Raw genomic sequence first — 21,511 nt, 5'->3', positions numbered from 1 at the left:
AAATACAACAAGTCTCATTTCATGGAGTGATTCCAATGAACGAAAAAGCTTCTCCCATCATCATAATCGGCGCCAACATCGCCGCTGCCGTTGTCTTCATTTCGCTGATCCTCAGGTCACAGGATGGATACGGAGCAGCTGACTTCGCTTTGATGATCCTCATGCTCGCTGTGATCCTCTACATTAAAAAGCTTGAACAGGACACCTTATCTAAAAGAATGAAATTTTACGCAAACGCCGGTTATTATGTGACAGCACTCGTTGCGATCATCGTGTTTTATTGGTAAGAACATTAAAAAACCAGGAGGCCGCCCTCCTGGTTTCTTTATGACTACTTATATAAACTTTCCCATAATCAGCTCATCCACATAATGATCAGGACCAAACTTTACATGCTTCCGCTTACGTCCTTCTTCTTCAAATCCGACATCCTTATACAAATGAATTGCACGCTCATTATCCGCAAACACTTCAAGTGAAATTTTCTCAACCCGGCCATCCTGCTTCGCCCATTCAAATAATGCTTCAAGCAGCTTACGCCCAATGCCCTGATTCGCATAAGCTTCCTGCACACTCATCCCAAACATGCCCTGGTGACTGAACTTTTTCATCGAAGATAAGCGGAAATTCAGCATGCCAATGATCTGATCGTCCATCACAGCAACAAGTACCACCCCGCGCTCTTCATGTGAACGAATCCATCCCTTTTCTTCTTCGACTGTCACACTGAATTCGGATGGTGACGTGCCCATCTTGTCAGCATTTTCAGTAAGAATCTGCTTCACGTGATCTATGAGTCCTTCTGCATCCTCTTCTGTCGCTCGTCTGATCATGAAATTTTGTTGATGCTTCACTCTTCCTCATCCTCCTCCGAAAACAGCTGCTCAAGCATCCGCTCCCTGTGCTGCAGAAAGTATCGCGTAATCTGATAATGATCCGTCATCTCATACTCAATCGGTCTGATCTTACCATCATCAAAGCTTAAAATCTCAGCATCCGGATAACCGAGCAGGATCGGCGAATGTGTTGCAATAATGAATTGACAGCTTCCCTGCTTCTCAAGCTCATGCATCATTTTGAGCAGTGCCAGCTGACGCTGAGGAGAAAGAGCGGCCTCAGGCTCATCCAGCAGATAAATCGCTTTTTGCTGAAAGCGGTTCGCAAAAAGTGCTAGAAAGGATTCACCGTGAGACTGCTCGTGCAGTGACTTCCCTCCATAAGATGCATAACTCCGTCCGTCATCCTGTGCCATTTCATCAAGATGTGTCGCGAACTGATAGAATGATTCTGCACGCAGAAAAAATCCGTTCGTCACTTTCGGCATCCACGAAAGCCTGAGGTAAGGGCCAAGCGCTGAATCTGACGCGTGAAGATCGTATGTATTATTTCTTCCGCCACCAGCCGGATTGAATCCGCACTGGTCCGCAATCGCTTCTAACAGCGTTGACTTACCTGAACCGTTTTCACCTACAAAAAACGTGACGTTCTTATTCAAATCCATTTCTTTAAATGTACTGATCGCGGGAATATGAAACGGATATTGATGTGGATGCTCTATTTCATCCCGTTTCAACGCTACCCTTTTTAAGAACATGCTCTTCACCTCTTTGTATACGTACGGTTCAGCGTACTAAATGTTACGTCAACTTACTCAAATGCTCATGAATCAGCTTCCAGCCATGCTCCGTTTTCACGAAAACGTTTGTCGCCCGTCCGTTCCCAGACACCCGCTTCCCTTCGTAATAGCCTTCATACTGGTACACGTATACACAGGTAGCCGAAGTCTCGTCTGCATGGAGCCATCTGATATCAACCGCCGAATAGACTTCTTCTTTAATCACTGCCCACGTACTTTCAAAATAAGCCTGTATCTCATCATGTGTTCTGCAGGTCTGACTCCTAAACCAGAATAGCGCATCGTCGTGCAGCACCTGTCTGACATTTTCAAAATCATGCGTATTTGTTGCTTCTATGTATGTTTGGAGTGCGTCTTGTGGCGTCATTGATCATTCTCCTTTTTAATCACAAACCCATCCCCAGACGTATTCACTACAATATCGAACGCCTCACGATACCCATGCATAAACACCTCATACTGCACACGGCGCTGATGATGCGACTGCTTCAGATACTCAAGCTCCATCCCGCGTTCCTGAATATCCCGGCCGGATCTTCTCAGGAATTCTGTATCCCCATCTGTGTAGAAATAAATACTGAGATCAAACAGTGATTGATCCAGAAATGCCACACTCATGCCTTCTGCAATCACCGCATTCTTTTCAGATGAAAGCAGCTCAGTCGGCAGCCACTCGGTATCAAGCGTATAAAGATCCATTCCCTTTTCCAGCATCCTGATATCCCTTTCAAGCGAAAGCATATGATGCGCTGCCGGATGACAGGCCGTCATTTTAAATTTGTGAGCCTGATCTTCCCACTCATATGTAATCATCGTGTTCTTTCTAACCGCAGAATCAGTAATGTACGGATCTGTATTCAGTATATTCACCTGATCTATTCCTATCTGCTCAGCCAGCTTCTGTGTAAAAGTGGTTTTACCGGCTGCTCCGTGGCCAGAAATGCCAATCAGAACTCTTCTATTCTCTCTGTTAATGAAACTCAATATCTCTTCAATCAGCTGATCCACCACGTAACCCCCTTGCTATTTTTAACAATTACCATCATACAACTTTTCAACTAAAAATAGTAATTCACCCACAGAACAAATTTCCCGGAACTTCCATCCTCTTCATCCGTATTTTTATTAACTAACCTCTGGAGGGATACATTTGGAAAAGACACTTGAGAAAAAACAGCTGGATCTGAGAAAAAAACTGGATGAAAAGAAGAAACTGGAGAAACGCTTATTAAATGTGCGCTCACAGCTTGTTGAACATAAACAGAAACAACAGGAGCTTGAACAGAGTCTTTCAAAAGAGCAGCTGGACCTTCATCAAATGGACCGCTTTTCTTTAGTAAACATGGTAAGAAAGTGGAGAGGCACACATGAAGAGCTGCGTGAAAAAGAATACGATGAAGCAGCGAAGGCTGAACTGAAATTAAACGAGCATGAACAGATGGTAAATGACCTGCATAATGATGAAGCTGAATTAAAAAGCACACTGACTGCTTACGAATCAGCTGAAAGTGACTGGGAAGCCTTTCTGAAGGAAAAAGAACGATGGATTAAACAAAATGACAGTGAAACAGCACGTGAAATTGATCTGCACCTGAATCATTACGCAGACCTTGATGCACTGCTTGTTGAGATGGAGGAAGCAATCAATGCTGGTCAGAGTGCGGCATCTTCACTCGAAGCCGCGCTGTCAAAACTGAATTCAGCACATGGCATGTCGACATGGGATACGTTCCTTGGCGGAGGTATGATCGTCACTGCGATAAAGCATAGTGAACTTGACCAGTCACAGGATTCACTCCACTGGGCACAGCGAAATCTCCGTAAGTTTGAATCGGAACTGAAGGATATTAAAGACGTCACAGCCGAGTCTATGGATGTGGAGCGAGGCTCATTTATTACGTTTGCAGATTACTTCCTTGATGATATCTTTTCAGAATGGACGATTCATAGCAGAATCAATGATTCAATCAGGAAAGTTGGAGATACCAAGTTAAAGGTTGTCCGGGCTGTCGGTAATCTGCAGAAAGAACGCGGACAGATTCTTCAGCAGCAGAAAGATGTGTGGGCGCGTTATCAGCAATGTATCGAAAATAGATAATACTACCTTACTAAGCGGAATAACCATCATGGCCATTCCGCTTATTTTTTCACATAATGCAGCATCACAATCTGATTATATACCTCTGTCCCTTCAAGCTTCAGCTCTGTATACTTTGTCCCCTTTGGAAAAAGCGGAATTCCTTCACCTAACACCACAGGAATGACAGCAATGTAAAACTCATCAATACTGTCAGACGCCATACAGTCTTTAATCACTTCCCCGCCACCTACAACCCAGACCGGACCGCCGTGTTTTTTCTGCAGATCAGGCAGTAAGCTGTCTACTGATTCAGATGTAAAATGAGCATAACCGTCTTCCTGTTGCGTCCGTGAAAGCACATAAACCGGACGATCCTGATACGGCTTTTCGTCTGTCATTTTCAACACTTCCTGATAGGTACGGTTACCCATCACAACTGACGAGATCCCGCTGTAAAAATCATTGTACCCGTTGTCGCCCTCCCCTTCAGCCTTCATCAGCCAGTCAAGAGAATGGTCGTCTTTTGCAATCATGCCATCAAGACTCATTGCGATGTATAAAATATTCTTACTCATAGCGTTCAGCTCCTTTTCATCCAGTTTACACGAAAAATCCTGCCTGATGATCTTCACCAGACAGGATTTCAATTTTATTTCCTATCAAACGTCCACTCTACCCCATCACGCACCATCGCCATTTCATGCATTTTTTCTGAAATGTTATCAGGCGAGAAATGCGTATCGGGTTTTACAAACCCATTAATCGTCAATGTCCCGACGTAAATATCTTTTGATTTCAATTCCTGATGCAGCGTCATGGCAAGAATGCGCATGGCAGCTTTGCCGACAGAAACAGATGCAAAGTTCTTCATCGGCTTCACGCCAAGTACACCGCCTGTCATCAGGATTGTGCCACCCTTATCCATATAAGGAAGCGCAGCCTGAACGCTTGCAAGTGCACCAACAGCATCCACCTGCAGATCATTCAGTAAATCAGCAGGGTCCGTTTCAGTTGGTGCTCCCTGACGGAATGTGTAGGCGTTATACATGAGAATATCAATCCTCCCATAGAGATCATTCACATATTTGATTGCTGCTTTTAAGCTCTCATTTGAAGCTGCATTTGCATAGAAAGACTCTGCCTCAATATCCAGCTCTTCAAGTTCATCTATAGCTTCAAGCATCCTGTCCTCATCTCTTGCTAATAACGCAATCGTATAACCTTCCTTACCAAACCTCTTAGCTGTGCTCAGTCCAATCCCGGGACCTGCACCAATAATGACCATTACTTTGTCTGCCATCAGGATCCTCTCCTTTTAGATGAAAATAACATTAGCCTGCTTTTAAGCTAGCACGGTCTGTAAAAGAGATTCAATTTTCAATATTCAGGAAAGTGTTTTACTTACGCCAGAACGTCGTACATTCAGCTTTATCTCTCAGGTTAAATTCAATCATTTTACCAAGCAGCTCATAGTCTACCGGCTTACTCCAGGGAAATCTCACAAGCATCTTACTGTGGTCATGACCTGCTTTTCTGATCTCATCTGCAAAATAATCAATTCCTGCTTTTTCAGGAGAAACAGCCAGGTGTTTTTTAGACGTACTGAATGCAATGATAAACGTGCCGTGATGCGTGAACATCGGCTGATTCCACGCCACTCTTTTGCCAAGCTCCGGATAATGTTCACTCACCCAGTCCAGCGCCTCTTTTGTCTGTTCACGGTGATCAGGATTTTCGATTGTTTCCAGAAATTCTTCGAAGGTTTCCATTGTGATGTCTCCTTTATGATCTAAGTTTCCTTTCATGTACTTTCTGCATTTTACTGCTGATTTCCTTCCAGTCGAATGATGCAAGGATTGATTTCACATAGTGATCGCGCATGTCATTTTAAAAGTATGTTTTATTTTAATGATTATATTTTCTAATCCCTACTTGCTTTCTAATGTATGGGTAAAATATACTATCATTAGGTATAGTATGATTTTAGGGGAGATCTTATGTTTATTGCCAGGCAGCCTATATTTGAAAAAGATTTAAGCACTTTTGGATATGAGTTACTCTTCCGTGCTGCTGAAAATGCCTCCGGCTATGACGGGACAGATGCAGACCAGTCAACCATAACTGTCCTACAGGGCTTACTCGAATCAGGGATTGGGAAGATTAGTGATTACTCACATGTCTTTGTTAATTTTACAAGAGAAATGTTACTCAGTGACTTAATCGAAGTAATTCCTCCTGAGCAAATGGTTATAGAAGTCCTTGAGGGAACTGTCATTGATAATCAGCTGATGAGGCGCGTCCGTCATCTTAAGAGGATTGGTTATCAGATTGCTTTGGATGATTTTGATGCAGATTTGATGGGATATGAATTAATAGATGATGCGGATATCGTCAAATTTGATATTCGTTCAACCCCGCTTGATTCAATCAGGCCTCAGGTGGCAGAAGCGCACCTCAGAAAAAAGAAGCTTCTTGCTGAAAAAGTCGAAACACTGGAAGAGTTTGATCTTGCCAAGGAAATGGGGTTTCATTTATTCCAGGGGTACTTTTTCAGTCGACCGAATATTATTACGAGAGCCACCTATAAACGACAATACAAACCTACCTATTTACGCGTACTGCAGGAATTAAAAACACCTGAACCCTCTTACCAGTCATTAACCGAGATTATTGAAACAGATGCTTCTCTCAGTTATCGCCTGATGAAGATTATCAGCCACAGAAAAAAAGGTCCGCTGTCTTATTCAATCAAGCGCGCGCTTGTTGAGATGGGAATTAAAAATTTTGAGCGGTGGATTACTATCCTGATGCTGCAGGATCTTTCTGAGGATAAGCCTGATGAGTTACTGAGACTGTCACTTGTCCGCTCTAAGTTTGCTGAGCAACTGTGTGAAGCCAGCCACCTGAGCGAGCGAAAAATCGACGCAGCTGTCATGGCGTTATTCAGTACCATAGATGCTATTTTGGATGATCATATGGAAAATGCGCTTACAGCTGTTCCTCTATCTCCTGAAATAAAAGCAGCTTTACTGAATGGAGATAGTCTGCTTGCGCCGATCTATCATACAGTGATGTGCTACGAAGCAGGCGAATGGACATGTGTAGAAAAATGGACGCGTGAATTAAAGGTTGATCAGACCCGTTTAAATCATATGTATGTACGTGCAGTTGAATGGGCGAATGAAGTGTATCAGTAACCAGAAACAGGTCACAATCGGGTGACCTGTTTTTGTAAAGTCTTCATTCATCAAAGGCTTCTTCTTTCTCTGGTTTCCATAGAACAGCACAAAAAATACAGGATAGAATCAACATGAAAAGAGCGGCTGTGATAATGGCTTCTCTAAATGAGAACAGGTCTGCTGCCGCTCCCAGCAAGAGAACAAACAACACCTGAAACGTGCTTTGACCAATCTCAAACATACTTGTAACACGGCCCATCATGTCTACAGACCTGCACTGCTTCCGCTGATTTTCATTTTTTACATACATTGCTGCAACCGGCTTAATAATCTGGTTCATGTTCACACTGACCAAACTCCAGCGTGAGAAAAACGATCAGTTAGCTAAGATTTCCAGTGGACTCCACATGGTCAGCACTAAGCTTGATAAGGAATAAATTCAAACAAAAAGGACGGACCCTCATTTCATTCAAAACGAATGAACTCAAAGGTCCGTCCCTTCTATGATTTTCTGATCCGTTGGGGCAGAAGGAATTGTCAGGTTGAGATTTTCAATCGTAATTGAATAAGACGGAGCCAATGCTGTGTTTGTTATTTCGGATGAAAGCTGTTCCTGCAGCGATGCAATCTGCGCCTGCAGGTCGGCAAGTATCTGGTTCTGTTGATCTAGTCTCTTCTGATTTGCAATTTTACTGAGCTCCTCTTCTTGCACGGCTTTAATTGCTGCAATCGTCCCTATGAAATCAGCCAAAGTCGTCAACGCTCCTGCAATCACCGCCAGTCTCGAAGCTGAGATACCACTGGAGTTATCATTTTTTACAGTGTATAAATACGGATCATACATAAGCTTCGCCCTCCCTATTCACACGGACAAAACTGTAATGGTTAGTTTAGTAAATGCATATGGGAAGCAGTTTGTGACACAGGCTTGTTTTATATATGTAATTCATAATGCAGGAATGTTTCATCGCGCTGATAGCCGTTCCGCTCATAAAGCCGCTGTGCCTTTGTGTTGTCCGGAGCCGTGCTCAGACTGACACTGGCAGCACCCGTTTCAATCCCAAACTCCTTCACTCTCTGTAAAAGAAATTCCCCAACGCCTCTTTTCCTTGCTGATGCTTCTACATATAAATCATTTAATACCCATGCCCTCTTCATTGAAATCGAAGAGAAAACTGGATACAGCTGTGTAAATCCGAGCAACTTGTCTCCTTCACTGACAAAAAAGATCACTGACTCTTCTTTTGAGAGTCTTTCAAACAGATAGTTTTCTGCACCCTTCAGATCAGCTGCCTGCTGATAAAACTGGCGGTATGCATCAAATAATGGCGCGAGCCTTGTGCTGTTTTCAACTGAAGCTTTGTTGATATTCAATGTGATTCCTCTTTTCTGGTAAACAATGAATTTATCATTAAGCTATATTGTACATTTCCAAAAGGTAACCCGCCACGAATATTTCCAACAGACAAACGCAAGAATCTGACCACACACCTCACAATATGGTAAACTATTGACAACTACTAAACACGATCGGAGAACAGACGAGTGTAGAATGCGACTTCCACCTTTAGCAAATTGAATACAGAATACAGGCGACCTGTTTGCCCCTGATGTCTCATGTATTGAAGACAACGAAGGGGTTTATGCGCCTTTGTTGTTCCGGGAGGCAGACGGTCTGCCTTTTGAAAAAGGAGCAGGAAGATGAAGAGGCATTCGTTTCGTTTATTACTAACAGGTCAGTCGTTGGCAAATCTGGGTGACGTTTTTTACATCGTGTCACTGATTTCCACAATTTATTTGCTGACAGGGTCAGCTTTTTATATGGCGTTACTGCCATTTTTCAGTATGAGTGCGCGCTTTTTGGGGGCACTTGCAGCACCGCAGGTCATGGACCGGTTTCCTTTACCGCAGCTGATTGCTTATTCCCAGGGGTTAAAGACACTTCTTTTGTTCATTCTTGCTGTCAGCTATGAGCACATGATGCAGGAGACGATTCTGCTGACTTTTGTATTTGTGGCTGCCATTGCTTTTCTGGATGGCTGGGCGTCACCTGCGAGTTATGCGCTAATCCCAAGGCTTCTGGAACGTGATCAGCTTGTGAAGGCAAATGGCATCTGGGGTGTTGTTACACAAACGATCCAGCTGAGTGCATGGCCACTTGGCGGAATTCTGGTTGCATTCAGTTCTGCTGAAACGCTGATATGGATGACTGTTGTTCTGTATATGGCCGCTACGCTTTTAGCCGGATGGCTAGCACAGCTGCAGGATGTGAAAGTTTCAGAAGAGCAGCAGGAGTCAACAGATCGCCGGGCAGGATGGAAGGCGATTTTGAAAAGTCCATTTTTAAAGCTTGTGACAATCGTTGAGCTGATTGAAACAAATGCTGGTGTCGTCTGGATTGCAGCGATCATGTATGTGTATGTCGCTGAGGTTTTTCAGGCAGGAGAGCCATGGTGGGGTTATATTAACTCGAGCTTTTTCGCAGGGCTGATTGCAGGCGGACTGATTGCGATCAGGGCAGACCAGCTGCTTCATAGAAGGGCAAGAATCATCATCATTTTGACAGCTTATTCAGCGGCTCTGGCTACAATGGTTTTCGGACTGATCTCTAACCCTTATGCGGCGCTTTTACTGTCAGTATTATTTGGCTTCGTCACTCAGATCAAAGGAATTACACTGAATACACTTGTACAGATGAATGTAAAAGAGCATCTCCTCCCAAAAGTGTATGCTGCGCAGGAAGCTTTATCTTTATCAACTTACGCATTCATGACCCTGCTCGCAGGGTTTCTGGTGGACCTGATTGGTGTACGGTTTGTATTTATTGCAGCTGGATTGATGCTGCTTTGTTCAGGAATAATGCTTACAGTGTATAAAAAATTTCTTAAAGCAGATGTTCAAATTTGATATCATTTTGTAAGCGTCTGGGGATATGTTTCCAGGCGCTTTTCTACTCTATAAAGGTACTGACCTCTCCACTTTTTTACAAAAAGCTACTTAAGTCCTGCAAATTGTAAATTTCGTTACATATAGCCTCTTATATTTTCATTTACACAACCTTTCAACTATAGATTATTTATTGAGATCCATTACTAAGGGCTTTGTTTATGACAAACACATAAGCCTTATGACTTTCACTTGTCACACATAACCAATCCACCATTTGACAATTAAGCCCTTCCCTATTAAAAAAGTAGTAGTTTAACACTTTTAAAAACAGAGTTAGATCAAGGTCATATGAATTTTTTATATTCTCAAAGTAGTTGCCGATATAAGCCATCATATAAATAAGGATTGTGTCTAACGATATTGGCGTAAAGCTTTAGACTCGCCGTATGTCAGGGTAAAAAAATAGAATAGCAATGAAGAGGTAAAGTTTCCGGATTTATTTGGTGATGTTCCTATGCTTCCTGAGGATGGGACGCAGGAGGAAAAGAATGAATCAGATAATTGAAGATGCGTAACCCGTTGTGGAATAACTTTCAACCTGAAAGGGGTATATCGTGATGGCAGTAAAAACTGAATCGACAGCTGCAGTTGAAAAGAAAGCCAAAGCGTATAAGAGAATACTCGAACATTGTGCTGTTAACCCGCACTTCTGTATCGTCAATGGTGATGCTTATTATCGCGTCGTGTATCAGCGTAACCAGGGAGTTAAAGGCAGCGCCATTTTAACAGCTGGCGAAAGCAGAAAGCCTGATGCAATAACAGTCTTTCCTCAGCTTGTTTTATTTAACGAATTAATTTATTTAATTTACGAGTCAGTAAATCATGCATCCGGAATTCCTGATGAAGTTTTTACTGATCCACTTGATTTGATTAAAGTGCATAATCACGTTGATATGACAGCTTCGAAGAATGTGATTGAGCAGTTATACGACCAGCACCTGGCATTTTCCGAACAGTACAAACGATTTAAAAGCTTCGTTGCTGAACCCCATCAGATTTTTGATGAAGATGTAGAGATTCTTCAGGAGTATGCCGCATACTTTCACCTGCTTCGCTATCACATGTTAAAAATAGCAACAGAACAGGCAGATGTAGTGACAGACTGGATTGATAAAATGAAGAAAGCCGGCGCCTGGCATGAGCTGACAGACCTCCATCGCGGATATTACGAGCAGATTGTCAGTGAACGTGATAAAAACCTGAAGAGTATGCATCAGATAAACGTGAATCCTCTTGATACTGAAGAAGAACAGATTCGCATGATGATGCAAACCGTGATAGCGGATGGCAGGAAGATTCTTGAGGCTGAGCGGCAGCGGTTGAGATGGCCGGAATTATGAAATGGAGTGGGGGATTAGTCCCCTGCTTTTTTGATGTTGAAGTTCGGGTTCCGACTTGTGAATGACGCATGGTGTGCGGTGACTGCGGGATAGATCCGGATTGAGTGTTGTATCCGCCCTGGTGACTGCTCGATACGCCCGGGTTGAGTGCGTTGAGAAACAGATAGACTAACACCACAGTGCTAATGAGTGCTATAACAACAAATTCGATTGCAGGGATCACCAAATACAGACTTTAAAACTACATTTCCAACAAAAACCTATACTTTTTTACTGTATATTAAAGGATATTAGCCTTCTAACGACGAAAGTATACAGGAATTAACATCAGCCATGTGTGATATAAGTTATTTTCATAGTTGGAAAGGTGGGATGATGATGCAGCATGATCGATACTCCAGGTTAGCAGACATTACAAAGATGATTCATCTGAAGCTTGATAAACGTTCTGTTTTAGAGCAGGTTGTGAAAGCCATTTCTGAAGAAATTGTCCGGTGTGATGCGATCGGAATCTATTTACCAATTGCAGAAGATCAGTTTCAGGGGTTTGTAGGAAAACCCGATAACTTTAATGGAATCACACTGGATCAGATGGTTATTAATCTGCAAAATGACCGTTTTGCAGCTGAAATCGTGGAAACCAGAAAGAGCATTTATATTCCCGATACAAGTAAAGATTCTCGCCCTGATCCTATTCCAATTGAGCTTTTTAAAATCAAATCAATATTTGGCATGCCAATTTATTTTGAAGAGTCGTTATATGGTCTTGTATTTCTTTTTGACTACAGCTCCCCTCTCCACTTAAGCAATACAGAGCTCGAGGCCATTGAATCCTATGTCACAATGGCTGCAGTCGCTCTTAGAAACACAGAACTACTTACACACTCACAAAAACTAAATGAAGATAAACAGCTTTTACTTGATGCGACGAGTGAACTCTCTCTATGCGTGACTGTCCAGGAAGCTCTTGAGACAAGCTTTCGTTACATTGGTCAGGCACTGGACAATCATAATATTGCCGCCAACCTGAATGATATGTTCACAAATTCAGCTGTCCCTCGCCAACTTTCATCAGGAAGCTTGTGGAAAGAGGATGAATGGAAAAAAGTTCATAGTGAAGTGAAAATTAATTTTCAGGAAGACCCGGTTTTTCAGGAAGTGATGCGTACGAAAGAGGCAGTGATGATTATTGATACAACCAACGATCCACGCCCTAATCCAAACGCAATCAAACGTTTCGGGATTAAAGCAATGTATATACTTCCTCTTGTCTCACGTGGTGAAGTTCTAGGTACGCTTGATGTTGTGAATTTCTCCGGTCCTAAGTCATATACGCAGGCTGAGCAGCAGCTGGCAACGTCAATCGCTGATGCAACAGCAGGCGTTTTAGATAATCTGCTTCACCTTGAACAGCTGGAAAAAATAATCGAACACAGAACTTATGAACTGCAGGAGAAAAACGAGATCCTCGAAACCATGAATGAAGATCTTCGTCTGCTCAGCAAAAGAAATGAGTCGATCCTGAACTCTGCAGGTGAAGGGATTTACGGGTTAAATAAAGAAGGCATCATTACATTTTGCAACCCTACTGCTGCCACCATGCTCAATTACGAAGTAAATGAGCTTGTTGGAAAGCCACAAGCTGAAGTAATTGCCCACTTTACAAGAGAGGCGGAACTTTATGAGCAAATGAGTTCCCCGATCCACCAATCATTGATGACAGGCGAGAAGATTTATTCCGCTGATGAAAAGTTTGCCAGAAAAGACGGCGAGACGTTTGATGTGGAATATGTTTCAACACCGATCAAAAATGGAAACCACCATAACGGTGCAGTTGTTACTTTCCGGGACGTGACTGAGAGAAAACAGATGGAACAGAAGATTCATAATCAGGCTTACTATGATTTAATTACGCGTCTTCCTAACAGGAGGTATATTGTTCAAAAAATAAGGACCGCTTTAAAAGCAGCTGAGCGAAATAACACTAGATTAGCTGTGCTATTTCTTGATCTGGACCGCTTTAAGCTTATTAATGATTCTTACGGGCATACAATCGGAGATCGCGTCCTTTATGAAGTAGCTGAGCGATTCAGAACGCTTGTATCTGAGAGAATTACTGTCTCGAGGCTTGGCGGAGATGAGTTTATGGTCCTTGTTGAAGATGTAGCGCGGACGGAAGAGCTTGATGAAGTTGCTACACAATTTTTGTATGCTCTGACCAACCCTTTCAGCATCGGTAATCATGAATTATTTACCGGGGCAAGCATCGGCATCAGTATGTACCCGGATGATGCGAAGAATGAAGATGAATTAATCCGCAACGCCGACTCTGCTATGTATGTAGCGAAAGAACAGGGCGGCACTTATCATTACTTTACTAGAATGCTAATGGAAAAAAATATCGAGCGATCCAACCTGCTCAACGCACTTTATCTGGCAATTGAACGAAATGAACTTGAAGTATATTATCAGCCAAAAGTTGATTACAACCTGAAGAAAATCACCGGCGTAGAAGCCTTACTCCGCTGGACGCATCCTGAACTTGGAAAGGTACCACCCGACAAATTTATTCCGCTTGCTGAAGAAACCGGGATCATTTTGAAGTTGGGAAAATGGGTATTAAGTGAAGCAATCAGGCAGCTGAAAGTGTGGCATGATAAAGGACGGATGATTACTATGGCGGTGAATTTCTCCATTAGACAAATTCAACACCCGCGCGTATTTGAGACGGTTAAATCTATTTTAGAAGAAGCTGAAATTGATCCAACATATCTTGAAATTGAACTGACTGAACACACATTGATCCAGTCTCACGATGCGGCGAAGCTCCATGAATTGAAAGAACTTGGCCTTACCCTCGCGCTTGATGACTTTGGGACTGGATATTCTTCTTTAAAGTATATTAAAGACTTTCCAATTGACTGTATTAAAATCGACCGATCCTTTGTGGATAGAATGACACAGGTTCCGCACATTGCTGCGTTGAACTCGACCATTATTCACCTTGCCAAACAGCTTGATTATGGAGTGATAGCTGAAGGTGTTGAAACACAGGAACAGATTGACATGCTGATGGCTGAGGGCTGTCACTGTATGCAAGGGTATTTTTTTAACAGACCTGTGCCAGCAGGTGAGCTGGAGGAGATTTTTGAAAAAGGAATACCCGGAGATAGCAGCCGGCAATCTACGTAGAAAAACAAAGCTGATTTATAAGGGAGGTTATAAAATGACATTATCTAACGAACGACAGACAGAACTGTTATTTGTTTTGAAAAATAGATTTGCAAAACATATGGAACGACACCCTCAAACTCATTGGCAGGATGTAGAACAAAAGCTGCTGACCCAGCCTAAAAAGCTGTGGTCGCTCAATGAAATGGAAGAGAGCCAAGGCGAGCCTGATGTAGTGGAATTGAACATTGAAGAAGATGGTTTCACTTTCGTGGACTGTTCACCTGAGAGTCCAAAAGGCCGCAGAAGTGTATGCTATGACCATGCTGCACTTGAAGCGAGAAAGAAATATCCACCTGAAAACAGTGCGTTGAAAATGGCTGAGGAAATGGGGATTGAGTTGTTATCTGAAGAGCAGTATCGCAGGCTGCAGGAGTTTGGAAGCTTTGACCTGAAGACATTCAGCTGGGTGAAAACACCTGACGATATCCGTAGTAAAGGCGGTGCCCTTTTCTGTGACCGGCGCTATGATGCGGTATTTGTCTATCACAATGGCGCGGATTCCTATTACGCTGCAAGGGGGTTCCGCGGGCTGTTGAAAGTTTGAAAGATTCATTAAATCTTTTGAATTGTAGGATCTGACCCTTACCGTTCACTAAAATGGATCAGCCGCTTCAAAAGCACCTGATCCATTTTCCATCACATGTAACTTGTGATTACTTTTGACTGCTCACCAAGCTTTTCAGCAGAAGAACCGATCATTTCAAAATCCTCGACCGTTGTCTGAATCTGCACTTGGCTCTCATCGACTCTCTTCATGACCATACCTGTGCCGGTTGTAATCTTCTCAACCTCTTTGGTGATTGAGTCCACCGTTGATTGCACTTCACTAATTGATTTTTCTACGCGAACTGACAGCTTTCTAACCTCTTTTGCCACGACATCAAAGCCTCTGCCATGCTCACCTGCACGCGCTGCTTCAATTGTGGCATTCAGTGCAAGGAGATTTGTCTGACTGGCGATTTCACGGATTGTCTTGACAACACCATTAATTTCATTTGTTTTACCATTCAGAAGCTCTAATGTATCAGCATTACCCTCAGAAGCATGCATAATTCCTTCAATGTGCTCAAGCAGCTCACGGCTTCTGAACATGCCCTGCTTTGAACGTTCATTGAGATTGTATGAGACCATTCTCAATTCTTCAGCCATTTCAAGTGTTTTTTTATAGCGATCTGATACATCCATCGCCACTTTAGTAACACCTATGACTTCAGTTTGTTCCAGGTTGTAGACCGGCATATATGTAGCATCCAGCCAAAGCGACCCTCCGTTTCGGTGCTTCCGCTTAATTTTGTCCTGAAATGTTTTACCGTTAAAAAGGTCCTTCCAGAATAATTCGTACTCACGACTGTTAGCAAAATCATCAAAGCACAAATCACGATGATGCTTACCCTCCAGTTCCTGCGCACTGTATCCGACCGTTTGCGCAAAAAGCTGATTCACATAAGCAACTCTCCGGTTTTGATCAAACCTGATAATGGCAAGATTGTTCTCGATGGCTTTTACGACAAGGTCATCTGTTACGGTCTGCTGAGTGTGCATAAGAGTCCTCCCGGTGTTTGAGATTGTATTGCGGAAATATTGATTATTCTTGATAACTTTTATAAATTAAAATTAGCGGATGAATCAATTTAATCTAAGTGATTCCTAAATTTATAACTAATAACTATTTCCACAAAAAGTGATTATATCCCTTTATTTCTACAAAATTCCTCAAAAAAGAAGACTGGACATTCTGTTGTCCCAGTCTCCCAATCACCATTCTGCTATTCAGCTTTTTTCCTGAACAATGCTGTTCATAGACCTGAAGTGCAGGGGCTGACCCTCTATCCTTCACTCCCCAGCAGCCCGTAATGAATCAGATTCACGAACGCCCCATCCTTCTTCACATGCTCTCTCAAAACGCCTTCTTTTTTCATTCCGAGCTTTTCGATGACTTTACCGGAAGCCGGGTTTGTATCAAAACAGCGGGCATAGACTTTATGAAGTCCTTTTTCCCCGAAAGCAAATCTGATCATGGCTTCAGCCGCTTCAGTTGCGTAGCCCTTCCCCCAGTGTTCTTCACCAATCCAGTAGCCGAGTTCGCCGTTATTAAATGCCTTATGTATTGAAATGCCTACTGATCCATACAGCTCACCAGTAACCTTGTCTGTCACGGCTAAATCATACATTCTCTCATTCTTTCGATTCTCATCATGAAATCCGATCCATGTCAGCGCATCTTCTTTTGTATAGGGATACGGAATATTCAACGTATGCTGATAAATGCTAACGTTGTTACACATTCCCGCAACATCCGGGGCATCATTTTCACTGTACATCCTTAATATCAATCTATTGGTCTCTATTTGTTTCATCTGATTCCATCCCCTTTAAGTAGCGAATATCTTTTCTATAATGTTCGATATGTCCTTCTGCTTTCATCTTTTGAAAAGCAGGGTCCCCGGCTTCAGCTTTCGCGTCGATTAATAGACAAAGTGCTTCCAGCCGCTGAATGACAACGTCTAATATATGTTCAAACTCTTTTCCATATGCCTCAGCAAATACACCAATTCTTCTCTCCTGTTCAGCCTGATCAGCGTCTACCTTCTTTCCATTCTCAGCCAGATAAAACCGGCTCAGCGGTACGCAGGTATACAGCGTGTAGGCAACGTCCCAGCTTACAGGACCCGGCGCAGCTACGTCAAAATCAATGACACCGCCTACCTTCCCATCCTGGAAAATCAGGTTATAAATGGCGAAATCGTTGTGACAGATCACTTCACCTGGACCCGGCGTTCCCGGGAGAGGCGTCCAGCGCTCATCAAATGAAAAATCCCGCACAGCCTCATGAAAGTCTCGTAGTATAGCAGCAATCCTCTTCAGATTTTCATCTGACCACATGTATGTTTTAGCAGGATAATTTCCGGTTTCCCCTTCAATAAACGTGAGTATTTCTCTGCCCTGATTATCTATACCGAGAAATCGCGGTGAGTAGGGATAGCCTTTGGATTCCAAGTGAAGGAGGAGCTTGTGAACCCTCTCACTTCCATCTTTTACTTCTCGCCTGACTGTATCGCCGGAGCGCATCACTTTTGAAATATTGCCTCCGGTCAGTTCTGATTCTTTCATGCAATTCACCTCTTTAATAAGGTTCTTTATCAAGCGCGACCGGAGGAGTAACGACGGCTCAAGCTCCTCCGGATATAAAAGGCTGAAGGTGTGCTGCTTTCAAATCCAATACCATCATCAGGCACCACTATCTTTCTCAGGAAAAGGGAGGACAACAGTCAATACGGTACCTTCACCCATTTTGCTTTGAACCCTTACTTCCCCGCCATGCAAATCAATTATTTTTCTTACCAGTGCAAGACCGAGTCCAGTTCCAGCAGCACTTCTGGTCCGATCCACCTGATAAAATCGTTCGAATATACGCTCTATATGCTCGGGAGCAATTCCTTCTCCTGTATCCTGAATCCGCACAATCATCTCATCGTCAGACTTATCCGTTCTAATAATCAGTTTGCCATGCTGAGGTGAATGCTCAACAGCATTTTTCATAATGTTAATCCATACCTGTGACATCAGCTCACGATCACCGGTCCATTTGCATGTCATCAGATCAATCTCAAGCTCAAGCTGTTTTTCCTCCCACTGCGGCTGAAGCATTAAGAGACACTCTCTGATTTGTTCATCCAGCTGATAATGGGATTTTGTCATGTGAACCAGCTTATGGTCAAACTTAGAGAGCTTTAACAATGTGGATGATAACCTGGCCAGCCTCTTTGCTTCTCTCTCGATGACAAGTGCATATTCAATCCGTTTCTCATCCGGGACGTCCATCTTTTTAAGTAATGCTGCAAATCCAATCATAGATGAGACAGGTGTTTTAAATTCATGTGCCATAACAGCTGATAATTCCTTATTCAGATATTCATTCGTCTCAAGCTCTTCGGCCATTTGATTAAATTGACGGGCTAAATCACCAATCTCATCGGTGCCTTTATCCTGTATCCTTACAGTATAATTCCCTTCGTATACTTGACGGGACGCTTTACTGATCCGATCCAGACGTCTTGTCAAAAACGAAATGGCAAATAAAATCAGTATAGACCCGATCAATGCAACTGCAAGAAAGCTGTAAATGGTTGTATTACGGAATTGAGTAATCTGATTGTTATTCAGGTTTGGAGAAATCATATATATCTCTCCACCCAGTTCAAATGCAGCATATGGCAGCTCTCGAAAATCAGAAAGAGCCCCGGTAATGACCTGTCCATCTTCAAGCTGATTGATCTGCTCATCTGTATAATCTGCCTCTCCGGCATTTCTCCAGGCAGCAATTGAATCATAGGATCGGGATACCAGAATGTTGCCGATTACAAGCTCGACAGCCTCTTCTGCTGTGAAAGACTCCGAAGTAACAAGCGTCTGTAAGATTTCTCCCTGATCAGTCAGCTGAAGTTCTACATCCTCTCTGATCCGGTCCAGCTGGATGGTGAAAAGAAGCGTGAAAGAAATGATCATTGGAATGAACAATAAGCCGATGAAGATGATGAGGAAACGCCCATATATCGTGTGGAACAAACGCTTCATAAGCGCACCTCCAACCGGTAACCAAGCCCCCAAACAGTTTTCACTTCAAAGTCGCTGATTCCCTCAAGACGCTGACGGATTCTTTTAATATGCACATCAATTGTCCGAAGATCACTCTCTGCGTCATAACCCCATATGTCATCCATCAGCTGCTGCCGGGTGAATATTTTTGCCGGACTTGATGCGAGTTTAAATAATATCTGAAATTCTTTCATGGGAAGCTCTATTGTAGTTGCACCGTAAGTAATTGTTTTTGAGAATTCATCAATGACTGTATGGCCAATTTTGATTTGTTTTTCTTTTGATATATGAGCTCTTCTGAGAAGTGCACTTACCCGAAGCAGCAGTTCTTCTAATTCAACCGGCTTAACCAGATAATCATCTGCTCCGGATAAAAACCCCTTCTTTTTATCCTCAATGGTTTCAAGTGCTGTCAGCATGAGAATCGGAAAGTCATAAACCTCCCGGAGCTCTGACGTTAACGTTACACCATCCAGGTTCGGCATCATGACATCCGTAATGACCAGATCAATTCCCTGCCGGTCAAGTACATCCAGAGCGTCCACACCATCCTCTGCCTCAACAACTTTGTACCCGGCCTGAGTGAGTCCTTCTCTCAGATAATGACGCAGGGCCTGATCATCTTCTACAATCAATACACGAACCATTTTTTTGCCTCCTATGCGCTGCGGAGCGCTTCAATCGGGTTCAGGCGTGAAGCTTTTCTCGCAGGAATAAACCCGAAGATCACACCAATAATAATTGAAAACCCTGCTGCTAAAACAATTGACGTTCCTGAAAGTGTAAAACCAATTCCCATTACCAGACTGGCGAGGAAGGCAAGCGCGGCACCAAATCCGATTCCAATGAGACCGCCAAGCAGTGACAGAAAAATGGATTCCAGTAAAAACTGAAGCTGAATATAACCCGGTGAAGCACCTAAAGCCTTCCGAAGTCCAATCTCATTTGTACGTTCAGTCACAGATACAAGCATCATATTCATAATGCCAATTCCGCCAACAAGTAGTGAGATAGAAGCAATACCTACTAACAGCATTGATAGCATTGAATTGATCTGGTCAATAGATGCCAATGCATCTTCAAAGTTCGTTACACTGTAAACATTCTCATTCTGGTTAAAAGCATTTTGCAAGATCACTGTTGCCCGATCCACAATCCCGTTCGCATCAGCGCCTGCTTCCATATAGAGATCAGTCTGATTAATGGCAGTGACACCTAAAACCCTTTGCGCTAATGGATAAGGAATCATCACCAGCTCATTAACAGATGTAATAGAGAAGCTGCTTGAAGGCGCCAATACACCGACAACTGTAAAGCTTCTGCCGTTAAGTGTTATCTCTTTATTGATCGGATCTTCAAGCGGAAACCAATCAGCCGCTAATTCTGAGCCAATCACTGCAACAGGTGTTTCCTGCTCGATATCTGCCTGTAGCAGACCTCTTCCTTTTTCGAGTGCATCAGGCGTTTGTTCAAAATAAACTTCACTTCTGCCGGATAGCGAGATATCGTTCGCAGAGACAGGGCTTACAACTGCTCCCTGGACAGTCGGCGATACACCTCTTACCCCTTCAATCTCTGTTAAGTCTTCTATCTCCCCGGCTGTCATTCCTGCTTTTTGTTCTGTTCCCTGAACCTGAATACTGATCCGATCAGCTCCAAAGGTAGAAACTTCCTCATTAATAGAAGCTGTTGCACCATTTACAATGGTCATTAATGCGATGATGGCGCCGACCCCTATGACAATCCCGAGCATCGTCAGAAATGAGCGCATACGGTTTGCCGTAATATTGAGCCAGGCCATTCGAATATTTTCTCTAAACACCCTGACCACGCTCCTCTCTGATTTCTCCATCCAGCAAATGAACAATCCGGCTGCCATATCGTGCAATTTTCTCATCATGGGTAATCATAATGATTGTTTTTCCTTCATGGTGAAGCTGTGTAAACAGCTCCATAATCTGCCTTCCTGTCTGCTGATCGAGTGCACCTGTTGGTTCGTCAGCCAGCAGTAATGAAGGTTCTGTTACCAGCGCACGTGCAATGGCTACACGCTGCTGCTGACCACCGGAGAGTTGATTCGGCTTGTGAGTCAGTTTATCGGCAAGCCCTACCCGCTCGAGCAAATACGCCGCACGATTTCGCCGTACTTTTTTTGATACCTTAGAATAAATCAGCGGAAGTTCCACGTTCTCTATAATGGATAACCGTGGAAGCAGCTGAAATTGCTGAAAAACAAAGCCAATTTGTTTATTTCTGAGGGTAGCAAGTTCAGCTTCATTCATATCAGCTGTGTTTTTGCCTCCTACTGTATATTGGCCGGAGGTCTGCGTATCCAGACAGCCGATCACGTTCATCAGCGTGGATTTCCCTGAACCGGAAGGACCAAGTATCGTAACGAAATCTCCTTGCTGAACCTCTAATTGAATAGACTTCAACACGGTCTGCTGCTGTTCTCCCAACTGATACGACTTTGATAAATCCTTCATTGAAACGATCG

At 43.2% G+C, this 21,511-nt stretch carries 24 protein-coding genes; 7 read left to right on the top strand and 17 right to left on the bottom strand.

Annotated elements, in window-relative coordinates:
* The first annotated feature begins 35 nt into the window (after positions 1-35).
* A complete protein-coding gene (locus tag ACH6CZ_RS11620; RefSeq protein WP_374097617.1) occupies positions 36-287 on the top strand; it encodes a hypothetical protein in 252 nt (83 codons plus the stop codon).
* A gap of 48 nt (positions 288-335) precedes the next feature.
* Here ACH6CZ_RS11620 and ACH6CZ_RS11615 read toward each other — a convergent pair whose 3' ends face one another.
* From ACH6CZ_RS11615 to ACH6CZ_RS11600, 4 genes are read right to left on the bottom strand one after another with little or no spacing between them, the layout of a single operon-like run.
* Positions 336-854 (bottom strand): GNAT family N-acetyltransferase, encoded by a 519-nt coding sequence (locus tag ACH6CZ_RS11615; protein WP_374097616.1) that lies wholly within the window; start codon positions 852-854, stop codon positions 336-338.
* Positions 851-1,594 carry an AAA family ATPase gene (locus ACH6CZ_RS11610; RefSeq protein ID WP_374097615.1) on the bottom strand — a complete coding sequence of 248 codons (744 nt, stop codon included), beginning with the start codon at positions 1,592-1,594 and terminating at the stop codon, positions 851-853. Before ACH6CZ_RS11610 ends, ACH6CZ_RS11615 begins: the two co-directional genes overlap by 4 nt.
* A 43-nt stretch (positions 1,595-1,637) precedes the next feature.
* Positions 1,638-2,003: a YybH family protein gene (locus ACH6CZ_RS11605; RefSeq protein WP_374097614.1), complete on the bottom strand. Its 366-nt coding sequence runs from the start codon at positions 2,001-2,003 to the stop codon at positions 1,638-1,640.
* Complete coding sequence (locus tag ACH6CZ_RS11600) at positions 2,000-2,644, bottom strand: uridine kinase family protein (protein WP_374097613.1); 645 nt, start codon at positions 2,642-2,644, stop codon at positions 2,000-2,002. The genes ACH6CZ_RS11605 and ACH6CZ_RS11600 overlap by 4 nt, the downstream gene beginning before the upstream one ends.
* A gap of 142 nt (positions 2,645-2,786) precedes the next feature.
* On the opposite strand from ACH6CZ_RS11600, the gene ACH6CZ_RS11595 reads away from it, so the two are divergent.
* On the top strand, positions 2,787-3,734 hold the full coding sequence (locus ACH6CZ_RS11595; RefSeq protein ID WP_374097612.1) for a hypothetical protein: 948 nt from the start codon (positions 2,787-2,789) through the stop codon (positions 3,732-3,734).
* A 41-nt stretch (positions 3,735-3,775) separates the two neighbouring features.
* Here ACH6CZ_RS11595 and ACH6CZ_RS11590 read toward each other — a convergent pair whose 3' ends face one another.
* The 3 genes from ACH6CZ_RS11590 to ACH6CZ_RS11580 all read right to left on the bottom strand — a co-directional run bounded on the left by ACH6CZ_RS11590 (position 3,776) and on the right by ACH6CZ_RS11580 (position 5,485).
* On the bottom strand, positions 3,776-4,291 hold the full coding sequence (locus tag ACH6CZ_RS11590; RefSeq protein ID WP_374097611.1) for a dihydrofolate reductase family protein: 516 nt from the start codon (positions 4,289-4,291) through the stop codon (positions 3,776-3,778).
* 74 nt (positions 4,292-4,365) lie between these two features.
* Positions 4,366-5,016 carry an SDR family NAD(P)-dependent oxidoreductase gene (locus ACH6CZ_RS11585; protein WP_374097610.1) on the bottom strand — a complete coding sequence of 217 codons (651 nt, stop codon included), beginning with the start codon at positions 5,014-5,016 and terminating at the stop codon, positions 4,366-4,368.
* A 97-nt stretch (positions 5,017-5,113) separates the two neighbouring features.
* Positions 5,114-5,485, bottom strand: coding sequence for an iron chaperone (locus ACH6CZ_RS11580; protein ID WP_374097804.1), 372 nt, complete (start codon positions 5,483-5,485; stop codon positions 5,114-5,116).
* Between the two features lie 228 nt (positions 5,486-5,713).
* On the opposite strand from ACH6CZ_RS11580, the gene ACH6CZ_RS11575 reads away from it, so the two are divergent.
* Positions 5,714-6,913 carry an EAL and HDOD domain-containing protein gene (locus tag ACH6CZ_RS11575; protein WP_374097609.1) on the top strand — a complete coding sequence of 400 codons (1,200 nt, stop codon included), beginning with the start codon at positions 5,714-5,716 and terminating at the stop codon, positions 6,911-6,913.
* 43 nt (positions 6,914-6,956) lie between these two features.
* On the opposite strand, the gene ACH6CZ_RS11570 is transcribed toward ACH6CZ_RS11575, so the two are convergent.
* The 3 genes from ACH6CZ_RS11570 to ACH6CZ_RS11560 all read right to left on the bottom strand — a co-directional run bounded on the left by ACH6CZ_RS11570 (position 6,957) and on the right by ACH6CZ_RS11560 (position 8,269).
* Positions 6,957-7,241, bottom strand: a complete 285-nt coding sequence (locus ACH6CZ_RS11570) for a hypothetical protein (RefSeq protein WP_374097608.1) — start codon at positions 7,239-7,241, stop codon at positions 6,957-6,959.
* Between the two features lie 138 nt (positions 7,242-7,379).
* A complete protein-coding gene (locus ACH6CZ_RS11565) occupies positions 7,380-7,739 on the bottom strand; it encodes a hypothetical protein (protein WP_374097607.1) in 360 nt (119 codons plus the stop codon).
* A gap of 89 nt (positions 7,740-7,828) precedes the next feature.
* Positions 7,829-8,269 (bottom strand): GNAT family N-acetyltransferase, encoded by a 441-nt coding sequence (locus tag ACH6CZ_RS11560; protein WP_374097606.1) that lies wholly within the window; start codon positions 8,267-8,269, stop codon positions 7,829-7,831.
* Between the two features lie 327 nt (positions 8,270-8,596).
* Between ACH6CZ_RS11560 and ACH6CZ_RS11555 the strand changes: the two genes are divergently transcribed.
* The 4 genes from ACH6CZ_RS11555 to ACH6CZ_RS11540 all read left to right on the top strand — a co-directional run bounded on the left by ACH6CZ_RS11555 (position 8,597) and on the right by ACH6CZ_RS11540 (position 14,962).
* Positions 8,597-9,802, top strand: a complete 1,206-nt coding sequence (locus ACH6CZ_RS11555; protein WP_374097605.1) for an MFS transporter — start codon at positions 8,597-8,599, stop codon at positions 9,800-9,802.
* Positions 9,803-10,401: 599 nt separating this feature from the next.
* Entirely contained in the window at positions 10,402-11,184 is a 783-nt protein-coding gene (locus ACH6CZ_RS11550) for a hypothetical protein (protein WP_374097604.1), read from the top strand.
* 378 nt (positions 11,185-11,562) lie between these two features.
* The gene (locus ACH6CZ_RS11545) at positions 11,563-14,376 is read left to right on the top strand and encodes a bifunctional diguanylate cyclase/phosphodiesterase (RefSeq protein WP_374097603.1); all 2,814 of its coding nucleotides are present in this window, start codon (positions 11,563-11,565) and stop codon (positions 14,374-14,376) included.
* 34 nt (positions 14,377-14,410) lie between these two features.
* Positions 14,411-14,962 carry a DUF4256 domain-containing protein gene (locus tag ACH6CZ_RS11540; RefSeq protein WP_374097602.1) on the top strand — a complete coding sequence of 184 codons (552 nt, stop codon included), beginning with the start codon at positions 14,411-14,413 and terminating at the stop codon, positions 14,960-14,962.
* 92 nt (positions 14,963-15,054) lie between these two features.
* On the opposite strand, the gene ACH6CZ_RS11535 is transcribed toward ACH6CZ_RS11540, so the two are convergent.
* From ACH6CZ_RS11535 to ACH6CZ_RS11505, 7 genes are all read right to left on the bottom strand, one after another.
* Positions 15,055-15,960, bottom strand: coding sequence for a methyl-accepting chemotaxis protein (locus tag ACH6CZ_RS11535; RefSeq protein WP_374097601.1), 906 nt, complete (start codon positions 15,958-15,960; stop codon positions 15,055-15,057).
* Between the two features lie 284 nt (positions 15,961-16,244).
* Positions 16,245-16,775 carry a GNAT family N-acetyltransferase gene (locus tag ACH6CZ_RS11530; protein WP_374097600.1) on the bottom strand — a complete coding sequence of 177 codons (531 nt, stop codon included), beginning with the start codon at positions 16,773-16,775 and terminating at the stop codon, positions 16,245-16,247.
* Positions 16,753-17,529: a phosphotransferase enzyme family protein gene (locus tag ACH6CZ_RS11525; protein WP_374097599.1), complete on the bottom strand. Its 777-nt coding sequence runs from the start codon at positions 17,527-17,529 to the stop codon at positions 16,753-16,755. Before ACH6CZ_RS11525 ends, ACH6CZ_RS11530 begins: the two co-directional genes overlap by 23 nt.
* A gap of 117 nt (positions 17,530-17,646) precedes the next feature.
* Positions 17,647-18,993, bottom strand: coding sequence for a sensor histidine kinase (locus ACH6CZ_RS11520; RefSeq protein ID WP_374097598.1), 1,347 nt, complete (start codon positions 18,991-18,993; stop codon positions 17,647-17,649).
* Entirely contained in the window at positions 18,990-19,661 is a 672-nt protein-coding gene (locus ACH6CZ_RS11515; RefSeq protein WP_374097597.1) for a response regulator transcription factor, read from the bottom strand. Before ACH6CZ_RS11515 ends, ACH6CZ_RS11520 begins: the two co-directional genes overlap by 4 nt.
* 11 nt (positions 19,662-19,672) lie before the next feature.
* Positions 19,673-20,836 carry an ABC transporter permease gene (locus ACH6CZ_RS11510; protein WP_374097596.1) on the bottom strand — a complete coding sequence of 388 codons (1,164 nt, stop codon included), beginning with the start codon at positions 20,834-20,836 and terminating at the stop codon, positions 19,673-19,675.
* On the bottom strand, positions 20,829-21,509 hold the full coding sequence (locus tag ACH6CZ_RS11505) for an ABC transporter ATP-binding protein (RefSeq protein ID WP_374097803.1): 681 nt from the start codon (positions 21,507-21,509) through the stop codon (positions 20,829-20,831). Before ACH6CZ_RS11505 ends, ACH6CZ_RS11510 begins: the two co-directional genes overlap by 8 nt.
* Positions 21,510-21,511 lie beyond the last annotated feature (2 nt).

It is taken from the genome of Jeotgalibacillus sp. JSM ZJ347 (assembly GCF_044383825.1).
GTDB lineage: Bacteria > Bacillota > Bacilli > Bacillales > Jeotgalibacillaceae > Jeotgalibacillus.
Note: the sequence above shows the minus strand (reverse complement) of the source record. Positions and strands in the feature narration are given on the sequence as shown.

Bases quoted from the DNA above. Each gene is read 5' to 3' on its own strand.
- ACH6CZ_RS11620 (WP_374097617.1), top strand. From the start codon at position 36: ATGAACGAAAAAGCTTCTCCCATCATCATAATCGGCGCCAACATCGCC.
- ACH6CZ_RS11610 (WP_374097615.1), bottom strand. From the start codon at position 1,594: ATGTTCTTAAAAAGGGTAGCGTTGAAACGGGATGAAATAGAGCATCCA.
- ACH6CZ_RS11605 (WP_374097614.1), bottom strand. From the start codon at position 2,003: ATGACGCCACAAGACGCACTCCAAACATACATAGAAGCAACAAATACG.
- ACH6CZ_RS11590 (WP_374097611.1), bottom strand. From the start codon at position 4,291: ATGAGTAAGAATATTTTATACATCGCAATGAGTCTTGATGGCATGATT.
- ACH6CZ_RS11585 (WP_374097610.1), bottom strand. From the start codon at position 5,016: ATGGCAGACAAAGTAATGGTCATTATTGGTGCAGGTCCCGGGATTGGA.
- ACH6CZ_RS11580 (WP_374097804.1), bottom strand. From the start codon at position 5,485: ATGGAAACCTTCGAAGAATTTCTGGAAACAATCGAAAATCCTGATCAC.
- ACH6CZ_RS11575 (WP_374097609.1), top strand. From the start codon at position 5,714: ATGTTTATTGCCAGGCAGCCTATATTTGAAAAAGATTTAAGCACTTTT.
- ACH6CZ_RS11565 (WP_374097607.1), bottom strand. From the start codon at position 7,739: ATGTATGATCCGTATTTATACACTGTAAAAAATGATAACTCCAGTGGT.
- ACH6CZ_RS11555 (WP_374097605.1), top strand. From the start codon at position 8,597: ATGAAGAGGCATTCGTTTCGTTTATTACTAACAGGTCAGTCGTTGGCA.
- ACH6CZ_RS11550 (WP_374097604.1), top strand. From the start codon at position 10,402: ATGGCAGTAAAAACTGAATCGACAGCTGCAGTTGAAAAGAAAGCCAAA.
- ACH6CZ_RS11545 (WP_374097603.1), top strand. From the start codon at position 11,563: ATGCAGCATGATCGATACTCCAGGTTAGCAGACATTACAAAGATGATT.
- ACH6CZ_RS11540 (WP_374097602.1), top strand. From the start codon at position 14,411: ATGACATTATCTAACGAACGACAGACAGAACTGTTATTTGTTTTGAAA.
- ACH6CZ_RS11535 (WP_374097601.1), bottom strand. From the start codon at position 15,960: ATGCACACTCAGCAGACCGTAACAGATGACCTTGTCGTAAAAGCCATC.
- ACH6CZ_RS11530 (WP_374097600.1), bottom strand. From the start codon at position 16,775: ATGAAACAAATAGAGACCAATAGATTGATATTAAGGATGTACAGTGAA.
- ACH6CZ_RS11525 (WP_374097599.1), bottom strand. From the start codon at position 17,529: ATGAAAGAATCAGAACTGACCGGAGGCAATATTTCAAAAGTGATGCGC.
- ACH6CZ_RS11520 (WP_374097598.1), bottom strand. From the start codon at position 18,993: ATGAAGCGTTTGTTCCACACGATATATGGGCGTTTCCTCATCATCTTC.
- ACH6CZ_RS11515 (WP_374097597.1), bottom strand. From the start codon at position 19,661: ATGGTTCGTGTATTGATTGTAGAAGATGATCAGGCCCTGCGTCATTAT.